This window comes from Kribbella sp. CA-294648, assembly GCF_050943845.1.
In the GTDB taxonomy this organism is placed as follows: domain Bacteria; phylum Actinomycetota; class Actinomycetes; order Propionibacteriales; family Kribbellaceae; genus Kribbella.
Window position 1 is genome coordinate 3,254,925 of the sequence record NZ_CP191981.1, and the last position, 14,782, is coordinate 3,269,706.

The following is a 14,782-nucleotide window of genomic DNA, read 5'->3' on the forward strand; positions in this document are numbered from 1 at the left end:
AGCACCAAGGGAGATACCGCAATGATGACGCACCCACTAGTCGCGAGCGTGGTGGAGCTCACCGCGCCGCTCGCCGGCCCCAATGTCCCGACCGGCGCGGATTTCAAGGACTGGGTCCTGGTCATCGCGGGCAACATCTTCATCGCGATCCTCGTCCTCCGGGCGATCGGGCACTACTTCAAGCGCGAGTGGGGCGAGCTGTTCGGCCACATCGCGGCCGGAATCCTGGTCGGTGGGCTGATCTATGCCAACAACCAGACCATCAACGTGCTCAAGGGGTTCTGGGGATTGCTGGCCGGGGGTAGCTGATGCGCGTCGGCCGGACCCTGACCCACCACTTCGAGATCGAGACCCGGCAGTACGACCTGCTCGGCATCGACCTCGGAGAAGGCGCCCGCCGACGGATGATCATCTTTGGTGCGGTGATCATCCTCGTCTGGATCGCCCTGCTCGTACCGTTCATCGGCGTACCCCAGAAGCCAACCGTCAGCCTGTACGTCGTACCGCCGTTCGTGATCACCGCGTTCGGCTGGCGGGCAGGCAAGCACCACGAGCGTCGTCGCCGGGTGACCGAGTGGGCGCTGGCCGTCCGCTACGCGTTGCGGTCGCACCGCCCGATCATCGGACTCGGTGCCCGGGCCGCCGACAAGACGGAGTACCTGCCCTGGCGGGAGCGCGTCGCGACCCAGAAGATGGCCAACCTGGCGCGCGCCCGGGTGACGCCGGAATGGGACCGCGAGGACGTGGTGGAGCTCGACCCGCAGGTCCGCGCCGGCGCGGACATCACCGTGAACCAACGGGCCCGCCTGCTCGGCGCGGACCACGTGCAGAAGGTCAGTCGCAGAACGTCGTCAGGGCTCAGCCGACTGGATAATAAGGGGCACGAATGAAGATCGCTGACAAGCTCCTGAACCTGGTCGGTATCGGCCGCGAACGCGGTCTCCCGCCGCCCCGCCTGGTCGCCATCGCCGACGGTCTGCTGGTGACCGAGCGCAGCGCCGAGGCGTGGTTCCTGATCTCGGTGGCGAACACCGACCTGGCGACCGAGGGCGAGCAGGACGCCGCACTCGACGCCGCGGTCAGCGCGGCCGCGACGATCCTCGGCGACCGGCTCAGCCATCTGAAGGTGGTCTGGGGCCGTTCGACCGGCCAGGACTACATCGACAGCGTCGCCGGCCACTACCGGCTCGGCGATCACGAGGCCTGGGCCCAGACCCGCGCCGACCGGATCGACGAGATGCGGATGCCGGAGCGCTACGTCGCCCTCGGCGTCCACCTCAGCGACCGCGATCCCCGCGCGACGGCACAAGTCCGCGGCTCGATCAGCGACGCACTCGGTACGACGTCCTGGCGGGTCAGCGCGCGCGAGCTGGCGCACCTGGACGAGCGGGTTCGCAAACTGGCCCGTCAGCTCGGCTCGACCGTCTGGCGCGCGCACACCGCTCCCGCCGAGGTGATCTCCTGGCTGATCAGCCGCGAGATGCACCGCGGTGCCGTCGCGGCTCCCCGCCGCGGCCTGATCACCGGCGCCTCGCTGGCCCGCCTCACGGCCGGTCGAGTCGTCCCGTACACCGACCACCTGCGCATCTACGACACCCGCGGCCAGATCGCGGCGTACACGTCGGTGCTGGCGATGACGGACTTCCCCGAAGAGCTCGAGACGCCGGGCGCGGGGGAGTGGCTGCGGACCCTGTCCGAGATCAAGGCGATCGACGACGACGGTGACGAGATCGACGTCACCGTCGAGGCGTCGGTGCGGTTCCGGGTGCTGACCAAGAAGACCGCCCGCCACCTCGTCGACGAGACCCGCAAGAGCGCCAAGGAACAGCGCCGCTCCGCCGCGAAGGGCACCGCCGAGGAGACCGCCGACGAGATCGTCGAGACCGAGCGGATCATGCGCGAGGTCAAGCGGGACATCAACCGCAGCGGCCTCACGCTGGTCGAGGACCACCCACGCCTGCTGGTCAGCGCGGACAGCCGCGAGGACCTGGAGGCGTACGTCGACGCCGTCATCGCGCACTACGCCGACCGCGGTATCACCGTGGCCGCGGGTGCGGACGAGCAGCGGGACCTTTGGCTGGAATCGCTGCCGGGTGACCAGCTCCGGGTGCCCGATCTCGGCCACGTCCGCGAGTCGACCGCGTTCTTCGGCTCGTGGTTCTGGGGTGGCGCGTCGATCGGTGACGCGACCGGTCCCGCCATCGGCTATCTGACCGGGTCGACACCTGGCCTGGTGCGCTTCGACGCCGCCGCGGGTTCGGCCCTGGGCGACGCGACGACCACGCTTTTCCTCGGCCGATCGGGTCGAGGCAAGACGACCGCTGCGATGCTGGGTGGTCTTGACTCGGCGTTCGCCGGTGCTTGGGTTCCACTTTTGGATTTGAAGGGTGACGCTGCGGGGGTATCGGCGGTAGCCGCGGAGTACGGCGTACCGACGGCTGTCATCGAGATCACGGCCCAGTTCTCGGGTGCTGCCGACCTGCTGCGCGTCCTGCCTGTGGATGACGCGTTGCTGCAAGCGCCGTCACAGCTGATGTTGCTGCTTCCTCCCCACCTGCGTGGCGCCGCGGAAGCCCCTGTGATGGCGGCGACACGTGCGGAGATCCAGTCGCCCGACCCGTCGTCGTGGGGCGTGATCCAGCGGCTTTGCGCGGCTGAGTCCGAGACCACTCGGACGGTCGGCTTCGCCCTGCGCGACCTCGTTGAGACAGGCCTCGGCTCGGTCGTCGCCGGCCCGCCGTCGGGTCTGTCGTCGCTGACGACGAACCCAGGCTTGTGGGTCGTTCAGATGCCCGGCCTCACCCTGCCTTCGCCGGAGTCCGCGCCCGAATCGTGGTCCCCGATCGAACGCGTCGGCATGGCCTGCCTGCGCGGCTGCCTCGCGTGGATGGTCCGTACGACGGGCCGGCGCGAGTTCCGCGGCCGCTCCAAGGTCGTCATCGTGCCCGAGGTCCACCTGCTCACCAAGACGCCCGACGGCGCCTCCTTCCTCGACTACATCGCCCGGGTCGGCCGTGCTCTCGGCGCCTCCCTGGTGCTGGATACCCAGGACCCGGCCAGCATCCTGAAGCTGCCCGGCCTGGTCGAGCAGATCACCACCCTGTTCGCCTTCAGCCTGCGGTCGCGCGAACAGGTCGACTCCCTGCTCGAGCTCCTGGGCCGGCCACAGACCGCGCCGTACCAGACCCTCGTCCGCGGCATCAACACCGCGGCCAACGGCAAGAGCATCCGCCACGGCCACTGCATCATGCGAGACCGCTGGGACGAGGTCGCCACCGTCCAGATCGACATCCCCAGCCAACGCGTCGCCGAACTCCTCCGCACCACCCCGGAGTCCGAACACGACCTCGAACCCACCCAGCCGATCCTCGCCCCCTACGAGGACCCGGACCCGTTCGCCGACGACGAAGAAGACCTGGACGACCGCCTCGAACCAGCCGCCGCAGCCCACGCCCAAGCCGAGGCCCACACCCAGGAACCCGTCAAAGACGAGCCCCTCCCCTCAGTCCCAGTAGTAGAAACCGCCACCCACCACACCCCACCACCCCCACCTGCACCGACCCACGCCGCGCCGACCCACCCCGAGCCGACCCACGCCGCGCCCCCACCCCCCGCAGCGGCCCAGCCGAACGGCCAGGATCACCACCACCCGGCTCGCTACGACGAGCCCATCGGCCCTGACGAGGTCTACGACCAAGAAGCAGACGAAGCCGCCTACAACGAAGCCATGTACCCCGCCGACCCAACGCCGACAAACGGCAACGGCTCAGGCAAAAAGGAGCACGTCGCATGAGATGGTCCCGCCGTCTCCGCACGGCGCTGACCACCCTGGCGATAACTACAGTCATCTTCTGCCAAACCGCCCTGGCCGCCGACCCGGACACCGGCCCGACCAATCCCACGGGCTTCGGTGACCTGCTACCCACCCCGGACCTCACCGGCGGCGACACCCGGACTCTCTTCGAGCAGTACAGCCCGACCGTGTACGGACTCGACTTCGAGACCAGCTTCAGGGACCCCATCCAGGCAGTGTTCAACGGCTATGCGCACATGGTGATGATGTACATCGTGGCGATCACGCGCGCCGCGATCTCGGTCGGGTGGTGGCTCTTCTCGTTCACCGACATCAAGCCTCTGACCGAGACCGCCTCGGCGGCGATCGGCACGGTGAACACGGAGTTCGTCGGCTGGCTGTTGCCGTCGGCGCTGGCTTTCGGCGCCATCGCCGCCTATGCCCAGAAGCGGGCGAGCGGAAGTGCGCTGGGGCAGCTCGTGTGGGTATTCGCGGCAGGGCTGTTGGCGACCAGTTTCGCAATGGCGCCATCGACCTGGCTCACTGGTGTCGATGGGGCGCGTCAGATCGGTTCAGACGCAGTTGTCGGTACCTCGTCACAAGTACTCGGCGATACCGTCAAGGTGCCGATCACGATGCCGGAGCCCAGTTTTTCCGGCTCCTCGCGCGACACTTTGCTTCGGAAGTCAGGCGATGCGACCTGGCGGGCGTTCGCCGCAACTCCATGGTGTGTGGCGGAGTTCGGCTCGCTTGCCGCCTGTGAGCGTTATGGCAAGGCTCTGCTGGACAAAGGGACTGACGGTGATGCCCGCAGGGACTACATCGACAATGAGGTGAGCAAAGCCGAAGGTGGCGGAGACGCCGCGACCGTCAAGTGGGCGAAGGGTGAGAACCCCTTCGGCCGAGTCGGCGTTCTGACTTTGGGCGCTATCGCAGCGACCCTGTTCGCATTCCTGACGATCTCGCTCGCGTTCACCGCATTGATGGCATTCGTCGGATGCATGCTGTTGCTGGTGGTCGGCGTGCTTTTCGCTTGCCTGTGGGCAATACCGGGCCGGAGCAGGCAATGGGGGATGAACTGGTTCGAGGCTCTCCTCGGACTGGTGCTGCAGTCCATCCTCGCTCTGCTTGTCTTCTCGACAACCTTGGCCCTGGTGACCGCGGTCTTCGGTCTGACGGACACCCTCGGCTGGTTGCCGGTCAGCGGTCTCGCGATCGCAGTACTCATTGCGGGCTTCAGGCTCCGCCGCCTGTTCGAGAGCATGAGTTCGATGATGCGTCCGGGTGCGGGCAGTCTGCTGATGGGCGGGTTGGCCCGACGCGGTGCGATGACCGCCGTCCGTCGGCTCATGGGTGCTGTCGGCAGCCGCGCTGCGAGCCCGACAGTTGGTGAACGGCCGACCGGTAAGGGAGGCGCCCGGGAGGCCAGCGTCGAGAGGGCGGCATCTGTACGAATTTTCAGGCAGGCACCGGTACTTGGCGGAGCCAGAGGCACGATCGGAGTACCGCAACGGCCGGCGCATGCGTTGGCAGCGGGCCGCGATCGACGCGCCATCGAGGCGTCCGGTAGTTCCCAAGGCGCCGGCTCTTTCGGTCGGCTCACCGGTAGTTCGAGCATGGCGAAGGACCAAGGGAAGCATGTTCAGACGACTGCTCCCGGTGTGGCTACAAGTGGCGAAAGCGGTGGAGCGTCGCGGCGGAAGAAGATCTCCGTCGGCTATAGCTCCAGCAGCGGTGTGACGTCGTCATCCTCGGCGTCTACATCTGGTGGCGGTTCGACTGAGTCGAAGCGCCCGCGTCATGCCAGAGACACCAATCAACCGCAGGGAGGCAGCCGCTTCGAACCGCGCGTGCACGGCCACTCAGCCAGTCTGCGAGACGGCCCTCCCAAGGCACGGGAGAGAAGGCGCCCGGCCACCGGTAGTGCACGCCGCTTCCGTGAGTACTCCAGGGTGACCAAGGACGGGGTGACCGTCATGGTGCCGACCCGCAGGTGAGCCTGAGTGAGTAGACGGGAAGGGGATCAGAAACGCGGGCGCAGGCGCCCGACTGACGCCGATGAAGCAGCCGGTGGCATCGACCGAGCGCGACCAGGCTCGCCAGAGAACTGGCGTGACATTGTGCGCCCGGATTATTCCTATCCCGAGGAGATCGACGATCTTCGTCGCAGAGAGCGTCGTCGAGCCAAACGGTCATGGCGTCGCGATGACCACGCGGAACGGATGGCATGGCTTCGGCAACAGAGACAAGCGGAGCCGACCGGCCCCGTCACAGTGATTGTCGCTGTCCTCATCTTGGCTGTAGTCGTGCTCGGACTTGGTGGAGGTCTACCTCGACTACTCGGCCGCGATGAGCCTGCAGGCAAGGAGGTCGGCCTGCTCACGCCATCCTTGCCACCCGAGCGACCGAGCCAACCAGAGCAGACGCCGACGACACCCCCTTCGCCGCTATCGCCGAGCTCCGCGGTTTCCACGCCGCCCATCCTCACCGAGCGACCTTCCGCACTGGTGGCCAAGGATGCGGTGGATGTGGCCACCAGGTGGGCTCGGACTTTTTACACCCGTGACCCTGCCAGAGAGAGTTATCGCGACCTGGTAACACGAACCGGTCCATTCATCAGTGGCGAGGTAGCGGACAGCCTGATGGCTGCTGGGGATACAACCTACGACGCGCTCAAACGTGATGGCGGCAAGTCGACCGTGGTATCGGTCGCTGTGGCAGCCCCGCGGCCTGACTCGGCACCCGTCGACACGCCAACGCGGATAAGTCGGTTGATAACCCTCACAATTGACATCACTGGCAAGTCTCCTGACCGGATTGTTTTGCCATTGGTGATTACGTTGGTGCCCGAAGGTCTGGTCTGGGTCGTGAGCGATGTGAATGGCGGGTCGGGTCCGTGACGGAGTGGGTGGGTTGCTCATGCTGACGGGATCAGCGGCCGACGGCGTATTGGGTGCGGTGCTGGGCAAATCGATGGTGATGAAGGCGGTCGGCTTGATGGCGATCGCGGGAATGCTCGGTCTGGCAGTCCTGGTGCCCTTCGGCGCCGGCGGCGATCGATTCGTTGCCGGATGCCCTGCAGGAGATGACGGTCGGGCCAACGATCCGCCGGGCGCGGACGAGGCATTCCGGGTGCGGCAGCAGGATTTCGCCCGGATCATCGACAATGTCGCTGTCGCTCGCGGCCTGCCAGGGCGAGCCACGCTCGTGGCGTTGATGACTGCGTTGCAAGAGTCGCAGTTGCAGAACATCAACTACGGTGACCGCGACTCTGTCGGGTTGTTTCAGCAGAGGCCGTCGGCCGGCTGGGGCACGGTGAAGGAAATCCTCGATCCTACGTATGCGGCTGAGGCGTTCTTCGGTGGCGTCAATCCGCCGAGTCCACCGGGCCTGGTGGATATCGAGGGATGGCCGTCGATGTCATACACGGAGGCCGCACAGGCGGTGCAAGTTTCGGCGTTCCCCAATGCGTATGCACGTCATGAGCGGACGGCGCGAGCCATCGCAGCGGAGGTTGGCATCGATCTTGACCGAGCTGGTGATCCGTACGCCGGTCGTGCTGGGCCCACACCCCCGGCAGGTCCCGGTGGCAGCGACCTCGCCCTAGATGAGTGTGATGAAGGTCAGGGGCTAGTCGCCGGGCAGCCGGTCCATGGTGTGTGGCCCCCCCAACAGCAGACAGTGACGGATCCCACCGGCACTGGCGGCATGGTGACGCCCCGGACCGCTCTCTGGGTCAGTCAGGCACGAGCCGCCCTGGCCAATCCGCCGATGAGTTGCTGGGATCGCCACGCATGGAATCCAACCAGCGATCACCCAAAGGGCAAGGCTTGCGATGTGATGGTCGGGGGCGACGCGCGCAGATCCGCTCCGCTACGGGCCAAGGGTGACCAGATGGCGAATTGGACCATCGAGACCGCCGGGACGACGGGCGTCAGGTACGTGATCTGGTATGGCAAAATCTGGACCTCGCGCACCGGAAGTTGGAAGCCCTACAACGGAGGCGGAGTTTACAATCCGAACGATGCGACAGGTGGTCACTTCGATCATCTCCATGTGTCTATGTACTGACCACAGAGGTGATGAATGAGCAACCAAGAGGAACCAGCCGATCGCCCGCACACGGATCCATCCGCAGCGGGACCGCTCGGTCCTTCGCAAGGTCAGCAGTCAGGTAGTCCCCCTCCGTCCTCATTGCCGCCACGTCGACCGGACGAGCCTGTTCATGTGCCCAAAAGTCCGCCTGGTGGAGGTGCGCCAGGTGGCGGCGGCCTGCTGCTGGCGGAGATCCTCAACGCCATACTTTGGGCAGGCGTCAGTTTCATAATCATCTACTGGCTATGCCAGGGGTTCGAACTCGAAGAGCGCACGTGGGTTTTGGTGGCCATCTGGCTTCTCTCCGGATTGATTGTGCTATGGCCGGGATCAGACGGACTTGTGGCCCGCTATCTCCTCGGTCTTCGGCGTCCGACGATGGTGGAGGCGCAGCGCCTTGCCCCCAATTGGATGGCCGTAGCTGACAGAGCGCGAGTAGGAGCCAACCGCTACTCCCTTTGGATCCAGAGCGCGGAGGGCCCAACGGGGGCGGCCGCGGGAGGGTGCGCTGTAAGCGTCACAGGTTGGGCGATATACACCTTGCCGCCCAGTCATCTTCAAGCGGTGATGGCACATGATCTGGCGACTCATCTGCATGGACACGGCTGGGTGAGTCGGCTTGCCCTGTGGTATTCGGTGCCGACGCGCATCGTTGCACTGTTGGTCCGTCAACTCCTCAAGCTGAGTCGCACCGTGCCGGCGGTGGGATGTACGGTCGTCGGGTTTCTGATGGTGTCATATTTCGGATTCATTCTCATGTCGCTGATTTTCTACGACAGCCTCCTTGACTCTCTGCTTTTCCTCGCCCCTCTGTTCGCGCCTCTGCTCTTCATCGGGCAGGCAAAGTTGCTTGAGCGAATGGCGGACCGGGCTGTGGCCGACCTCGGCTATGGTCGCAAACTGCTGGAGGTCTTCTATGGGTGGCAAGCGCAGCACCAAGAGTCGTCGCGCCGACTGGGATTGGCCCAACCGGATTGGCTCGCCGGTCAGCCCTCGATAGCCGAGCGGATTCGCAGCCTCGAGGTCTACCTCCAGTCGCGCTGATGCATCGCCACGCATCGGTCATTCGACAAATGTGACCTCTGCCGTTTGCGCGTCCGCTGCGAACCTCAGCAGGGCTTGGGCTTCGGCTTCTATGGCCTTGCGGGTGGTGGGCGAGAGTGGTCCTAGGGGTTCGATTTCTAGGGTTGCTGTTGATTTGGGGGGTTTGGGGCGTTTCCAGAGGGCGGTTAGGTGGCCGTTGTGGAGGATTGCGCCTCGGCTTAGGGCTTCTGGTGGGGTGGGGTGGGGGTAGAAGCGGGTGCGGTTGGCGTGGGAGAGGAGGAGGTTGTCGAATTCCGGGAGGAAGCGGACGGGGGCTGGGGTGTCCTCGTCAGGGAGGGTGATGTGGGGGAGGTCGTAGAGGGTGTTGCCGGTTTCTGCGTCTGTGTAGGTGCGGAGGTCTAGGCGGGTGAAGACCTCTGAGAGGCGGGTCAAGCCGGACCAGGATTGGGCGTCGGCGACGGTGGCGGGGCCGTACGCCGCCAGGTAGCGGAGTACTAGTTGGTCGATGTCTGGGTCGGGGTTGATGGGGGAGCCTAGCCAGAGGTCGGCGGTGGTCATGGTGGGGTTGCCGCCCTTGCCCCAGATGCCTCGGGGTGGGATCTGGATGGTGGGGAGTAGGCAGCGGACCGCGTGGGCCAGGGATGGAGCGTCGCGGTCGGGCCACATCGGGCCTAGGTGTTCGCGGAGTTGTACCGCTGTGGCCGGCGAGGTGGTGAAGCGGTCGATGCCGGCTTGGAGTACGGCATCCATGTCGAGGCCGTGCAGGCGCTTGCCGCCGTACGTCGTGTTGGAGTAGACCTCGCGTTCGAGCCGGGGCTGGATCAGGCCGCGGATCGCGAGGAAGTCGCGGCTCGACATCAGGTGGATCGTTGCCCGCATCAAGGAACCGCGGACGGCCTGCCGGTTCTCCAGCAGGCCGGCCAGTTCCTGGGGGTCGAAGTCGACGAGCCGGGCCCACAGGCCGACGTACGGCGCGAGGGGGACCTGGGCCTGCATGCCGACCAGGTGCTCGATCGCTTCGAGGGCGGTGGCGGGCCGGCGTTCGAGCAGCCACTGGCGTTCGAGGGTGGCGCGGTTCTGGGCTTGCAGACTCAACTTCGTCATGGCTGATCCTCTCCTGGGTTCGGGAAAAACCCTACGAGCGGAAGAGGCCAGTTCCTGTCCGCTTCGACGAAGCTTCGATGGAGCTCAAACCCCAGCCAACGACCAGATGATTTCCCTTGCCGAACCGTGGTCACGCAAAGTTTTGCTTCCCACGGTGGTGCCGGGCGAACTAGGGTCGCGACGGATCGTAGTCGTACCACCACGGTCGTCCACTGTGGTCGTCTACCTGGGAGGGAAAGTATGACCAAGCACGTGCGTCGCCGGAAGGCGATCGCCGCCGTCACCGCTGCAGGTGCGGTGCTGGCACTCGGGTTGTCGTTCACCAGCGCCGCGGGGGCAGCGCCGACGGACGCTTCGGCCGCCAGTGCGGTGCCGGGCAACCTGAAGTTGATCAAGACCAAGACCTCACTGCTCGGCAAGCACTACTGGTACCAGCAGACCTTCAAGGGCTTGCCTGTGCTCAACGGGTACTACGCGAAGCACGTCGACAAGTCGGGCAAGGTCGTCCAGGTCTCCGACGGCCGCGACGCCGTACCGGCGAACCTGGACGTGAGTGCGAAGGTGCCGTCGGCAACCGCCACCAAGTCGGCCAACGCCGCGGTCGCGAACCGCGCCGCGCGGAGCCGTAGTACCGGCGGGAAGGGTGTCGTGCCGACGCCGACCGCGACCCAGGGAGCGGCCCAGCTCGTGGTCGTCGGCGGGCCGGACGCGCGGCTGGTCTGGAACGTCACGTCGCGTTCGAACGAGGGCGTCACCCGCTCGCTGGTCGACGCCAAGGACGGCAAGCTGGTCAAGTCCGAGGTGCTCAGCGACCACGCTGACGGCCGCGGTGCGGTGTTCGACCCCAGCCCGGTCGTGACGCTGAAGAACGAGGACCTGCTCGACAACAACGACAAGAACTCCAACGAGTTGTTCCTGGCCCAGAAGAACGTCATCCTGCGCAACCTGGACGGTTCGGGCTACCTGCGCGGCCCGTACGTCAACATCAAGGAAGCCAAGGGCGGCGTCGCCTACAACAAGAACAACAGCTTCGTGTTCCAGCGGGCGAACGACAAGTTCGAGCAGGTGATGGCGTACTACCAGGTCAACCAGACCCAGGAGTACATCCACTCGCTCGGCTTCACCGAGGTGAACAACGAGTCGCAGGACTTCTCGATCAACACCTTCGAGGGCGACAACTCGTTCTACGACCCGTCGATCGACATGATCACGATGGGCGAGGGTGGGGTCGACGACGCCGAGGACGCCGAGGTGATCTGGCACGAGTACGGTCACGCGATCCAGGACGACATCGTTCCCGGGTACGGCGAGTCGGCCGAGGCCGGCGCAATGGGTGAGGGCTTCGGCGACTACTGGGCCGTCACCATGTCGGTCCCGGTCAGCAAGAACTACGACCTGCCGTGCGTGATGGACTGGGACGCGGTGTCGTACACGCCGGGCCCGAAGCACTGCCTGCGGCGGACCGACACGGGCAAGACCACCGACGACATGGTCGGCCAGGTGCACGCCGATGGTGAGATCTGGTCGCACGCGCTGTGGGACATTCACAAAGCGCTCGGCCGGAACAAGGCCAACAAGGTGATCCTGCAGGGCACGTTCTTCTACGCGCCGGACACCTCGTTCGCCGACGCCGCCCGGGTCACCGTGCAGTCGGCACGCCTGCTCTACGGCAAGGCGGCCGCCGAGCAGGTGACTGCCGCTTTCAAGGCGCGCAAGATCCTCTAGCAACCCGCCGGCTCGTGCGCCCACGACTACTGTGGGCGCATGAGCTGGAGCACCAAGGACATCCCTGACCTGACCGGCAGCACCGCCCTCGTCACCGGCGCGACCAGCGGACTCGGCTACGAGACCGCCCTCGAGCTCCTCCGGCATGGCGCGGACGTGACCATCGCGGCGCGCAACCCGGAGAAGTCCGAGCAGGCCGCGGCCAGCCTGCAAGCGAGCGCAGGACGCCAACCCGAGATCCTCGAGCTCGACCTGGCCGACCTCAACGGTGTCGCGGCCGCCGCCGAGCGGTTCGCCAAGACCCACGACAGCCTCGACCTGCTGATCAACAACGCCGGCGTGATGGCGACGCCGTACCGGCAGACCGTCGACGGGTTCGAGCTGCAGGTCGGCACCAATCACCTCGGCCACTTCGCGCTCACCGCCCGGCTTCTGCCGCTGCTCCTCAACGCCGCCAGCCCGCGCGTGGTGACCGTCTCCTCCTTCATGCACAAGACGGTCAAAAGCATCGACCAGAGCGACTTCCGCGCCGAGAACGGCTACGCGAAATGGGACGCGTACGGCAAATCCAAACTCGCCAATCTGCTCTTCATGCTCGAGCTGGACCGCCGCGGCCGAGCAGCCGGTACGTCGCTGCTGAGCGTCGGCGCGCATCCCGGCTACGCACGCACCCACTTGCAGACGTCGGGTCCGCAGTTGGGCGGTGTCAGCCTCGAGGCACGGATCATGGGCTTCGGCACCAAAATCGTCGCCCAGTCCGCAGCCGCCGGCGCCTGGCCGAGCCTGTACGCCGCGACGCTGCCCGACGTGCGTCCCGGCTCGTACGTCGGCCCGTCGTTCTTCGAGTACCGCGGAAAGCCCAAGCTGGTCCACCCGAGCAAGGCAGCCCAGGACCCAGAGCTCGCCAAACGCCTCTGGACCTGGTCGGCCGAGGCAACCGCAGTGGACGCGTTGTGACCAGGGGTACGAGCCGCCGCCGTTTCCTCGGACTCACCGCAGCCGCCCTCGGCAGCGCCACGGTAGGAGTCACCAACCCAGCAAGCGCAGCAGCCGGCTCAACCCTCTACCTCGGCACCTACACCTCAAGCGGAGGCCCCGGCATCGGGATTGCCTCGTACGACGCGGCCGGCAAGCTCACCTCGACCGGCGTACTCACCGGAGTGCAAGACCCGTCGTTCCTGATCATGTCGCCCTCGGGCCGCAACCTGTACGCCGTCAACGAGCAGTCCTCGGGCGGCGTCACCGCGATCGCCGTGGACTCACCTGGCAAGCTGCGCATCCTCAATCGTCAACCCAACGGTGGATCCGCACCCTGCCATCTGGCTCTGGTTGCCAACAGCAAGTACCTTGTCAGCGCCAACTACAGCTCCGGCGACCTCTCCGTCCATCCGGTCAACCACAATGGAAGCCTTGGGCAACGAACCGACCTCGTCAAGCATGCCGGTACAGAACCGCATGCCCACCAAGTCCTGCAGGATCCCACCGGGAACTACGTCCTGGCCGTTGACCTGGGCACAGACTCGATCTACACCTACACGATTGCCCAAGGCAAGCTCACGCTCAGAAGCCAGGCGAAGCTGAAGACCGGCGCCGGCCCGCGCCACCTCACGTTCCACCCGAACGGCCGCTACGCCTACGTCGCCGGCGAACTGGACAGCACGATCACCGTCTGCCGGTACGACGCAACGACCGGCAAGGTCACGCCGGGCGCAACCCAGAGCACGGTCCCGCCCGGTTCGCCGGCCAACTATCCCGCCGAGGTGATCGTGTCGCCGGACGGCCGGTTCGTCTACGTCACCAATCGCGGGCACAACAGCATCGCGATCTTCGCCGTCGACGGGGGCGGAGCGTCCCTGCGCCTGATCGGTACGCCGTCCTGCGGCGGCGACTGGCCTCGCCATCTGACGCTGGACCCCACCGGCCGGCTGATGTTCGTGGCGAACCAGCGATCGAACAGCATCGCCACCTTCCAGGTCGACCCGCAAACCGGCGGGCTGACGGCCAGAACCTCCTTCTCCACACCGAGCCCGGTCTGCGTCCTGCCGGGCTGACCTGGACGTTTCGAGGTGCGAGGCGCCCACATTGCACCCATGCTTGGTAGTGGTGCCGACAGGGAGGACCACTGCGATGACCGCTCCCAGCCACGTTCTCAGTCCATTGACCGCGCTCAGGTTCCGGCTGCCCCGGTTCGGGCTCGGCGGGTCTCCGATCGGCGAACTGCCCGACGCGGACGGCGCCGCGATCGCGACGGCCACCATCGACGCGGCGTACCAGGCCGGCATTCGGTACTTCGACACGGCGCCCAGCTACGGCGGCGGACGGTCCGAGCAACGCTTCGGTACTGCGCTCGCGCGCTGGCCGCGGGAGGAGTTCCTGCTGTCAACCAAGGTCGGCCGAGCGGTGGACGGCAGCGCTGACTTCTCCGCCGACGGCATTCGCAGATCATTGGCCGAGAGTCGCAAGCGCCTCGGGCTCACAGTGGATCTGGTCATGCTGCACGACCCCGGAAACGAGCATTGGCAACAGGTCATCGAGGAGGCTTACCCCGCTCTCCATGAGCTGCGCGAGGAGCGAGTCGTGGCCGCGATCGGCGCGGCCGCCGCTGACTGGCGACTGCTTGATCGGCTGGTTCGTGACACCGAGCTCGATGCGGTGCTGCTCGCCGGGCAGTACTCACTGCTCGACCGGTCCGCGACCCCACTGCTCGATCGGTGCCAGGCCAGGGGAGTGCGCGCGATCGCGTCCGGAGTACTGACCAAACAGGTGCTGGGGACCGATCGATCCAAACAAACGACTGACCCCGGCGTGATCCTGGCCCGGCGACTCTTGGCCGTCTGCGAACGGTACGGCGTATCGCTGCCGCAGGCCGCATTGGCCTTTCCTGGCAGGCATTCCGCGGTCGCATCGGTGCTGATCGGCGCGGCCAGCCGGGCCGAGATCCGGGCCGACGCGGCACTGGTCCGGCAATCGGTTCCCGCCGAGCTGTGGCGTGATGAAGAACTCCTCAGACTTCTGGCCTAG

Annotated in this window: 12 protein-coding genes; 11 read left to right on the forward strand and 1 reads right to left on the reverse strand. The window is 66.2% G+C overall.

Annotated elements, in window-relative coordinates:
• Positions 1–24: 24 nt before the first annotated feature.
• From ACQPYM_RS15660 to ACQPYM_RS15690, 7 genes are all read left to right on the forward strand, one after another.
• Positions 25–309 (forward strand): hypothetical protein, encoded by a 285-nt coding sequence (locus ACQPYM_RS15660; protein WP_433021231.1) that lies wholly within the window; start codon positions 25–27, stop codon positions 307–309.
• The gene (locus ACQPYM_RS15665) at positions 309–890 is read left to right on the forward strand and encodes a hypothetical protein (RefSeq protein ID WP_433021233.1); all 582 of its coding nucleotides are present in this window, start codon (positions 309–311) and stop codon (positions 888–890) included. The genes ACQPYM_RS15660 and ACQPYM_RS15665 overlap by 1 nt, the downstream gene beginning before the upstream one ends.
• The gene (locus ACQPYM_RS15670; RefSeq protein WP_433021235.1) at positions 887–3,793 is read left to right on the forward strand and encodes an ATP-binding protein; all 2,907 of its coding nucleotides are present in this window, start codon (positions 887–889) and stop codon (positions 3,791–3,793) included. Before ACQPYM_RS15665 ends, ACQPYM_RS15670 begins: the two co-directional genes overlap by 4 nt.
• 188 nt (positions 3,794–3,981) lie before the next feature.
• Positions 3,982–5,790: a hypothetical protein gene (locus ACQPYM_RS15675; RefSeq protein ID WP_433021237.1), complete on the forward strand. Its 1,809-nt coding sequence runs from the start codon at positions 3,982–3,984 to the stop codon at positions 5,788–5,790.
• 510 nt (positions 5,791–6,300) lie between these two features.
• Positions 6,301–6,693, forward strand: coding sequence for a hypothetical protein (locus ACQPYM_RS15680; RefSeq protein ID WP_433021239.1), 393 nt, complete (start codon positions 6,301–6,303; stop codon positions 6,691–6,693).
• A gap of 13 nt (positions 6,694–6,706) precedes the next feature.
• The gene (locus ACQPYM_RS15685) at positions 6,707–7,864 is read left to right on the forward strand and encodes a hypothetical protein (RefSeq protein ID WP_433021241.1); all 1,158 of its coding nucleotides are present in this window, start codon (positions 6,707–6,709) and stop codon (positions 7,862–7,864) included.
• A gap of 588 nt (positions 7,865–8,452) precedes the next feature.
• Positions 8,453–8,932 (forward strand): hypothetical protein, encoded by a 480-nt coding sequence (locus ACQPYM_RS15690; RefSeq protein ID WP_433021243.1) that lies wholly within the window; start codon positions 8,453–8,455, stop codon positions 8,930–8,932.
• 18 nt (positions 8,933–8,950) lie between these two features.
• Here ACQPYM_RS15690 and ACQPYM_RS15695 read toward each other — a convergent pair whose 3' ends face one another.
• Complete coding sequence (locus ACQPYM_RS15695) at positions 8,951–10,036, reverse strand: winged helix DNA-binding domain-containing protein (protein WP_433021245.1); 1,086 nt, start codon at positions 10,034–10,036, stop codon at positions 8,951–8,953.
• A gap of 240 nt (positions 10,037–10,276) precedes the next feature.
• On the opposite strand from ACQPYM_RS15695, the gene ACQPYM_RS15700 reads away from it, so the two are divergent.
• The 4 genes from ACQPYM_RS15700 to ACQPYM_RS15715 all read left to right on the forward strand — a co-directional run bounded on the left by ACQPYM_RS15700 (position 10,277) and on the right by ACQPYM_RS15715 (position 14,782).
• Positions 10,277–11,761, forward strand: a complete 1,485-nt coding sequence (locus ACQPYM_RS15700; RefSeq protein WP_433021247.1) for a M4 family metallopeptidase — start codon at positions 10,277–10,279, stop codon at positions 11,759–11,761.
• 39 nt (positions 11,762–11,800) lie between these two features.
• Positions 11,801–12,718, forward strand: coding sequence for an oxidoreductase (locus ACQPYM_RS15705; RefSeq protein ID WP_433021249.1), 918 nt, complete (start codon positions 11,801–11,803; stop codon positions 12,716–12,718).
• Positions 12,715–13,812 (forward strand): lactonase family protein, encoded by a 1,098-nt coding sequence (locus ACQPYM_RS15710; RefSeq protein ID WP_433021251.1) that lies wholly within the window; start codon positions 12,715–12,717, stop codon positions 13,810–13,812. The genes ACQPYM_RS15705 and ACQPYM_RS15710 overlap by 4 nt, the downstream gene beginning before the upstream one ends.
• Before the next feature lie 76 nt (positions 13,813–13,888).
• Positions 13,889–14,782, forward strand: a complete 894-nt coding sequence (locus tag ACQPYM_RS15715) for an aldo/keto reductase (protein ID WP_433021253.1) — start codon at positions 13,889–13,891, stop codon at positions 14,780–14,782.